1 pseudogene is annotated in these 300 nt (G+C 67.7%); it reads left to right on the top strand.

Annotated elements, in window-relative coordinates:
* Positions 1–300: pseudogene (locus tag ADK64_RS13420) on the top strand (recombinase family protein); the annotation flags it as partial.

Below are 300 nucleotides of genomic sequence, written 5' to 3'. Positions count from 1 at the left end.
CCCGAGCAGGCCCAGGCCCGCCAGGCGATCAAGGACTGCGAGCGGCGCCTCGCCCGCTACCAGGCCGCCCTCGACGCCGGAGCCGACCCAGCCATCGTCACCCAGTGGATCAACGACGCACAACGCGACAAGGAAGCAGCCCAGAAGAAGCTCGATGCCCTGCCCGCCGTCACCCGGAAGAAGGAAGAACCCCTCACCCCCGACCAGATCCGCGAGATCACTGAGAGACTCGGAGTCATCGCACAACGCATCCAGACCGCCGACGCCGACAAGAAGGAGCCCCTCTACGAGGCCCTGGGC

The organism is Streptomyces sp. MMG1121, assembly GCF_001280015.1.
GTDB lineage: Bacteria > Actinomycetota > Actinomycetes > Streptomycetales > Streptomycetaceae > Streptomyces.
Note: the sequence above shows the minus strand (reverse complement) of the source record. Positions and strands in the feature narration are given on the sequence as shown.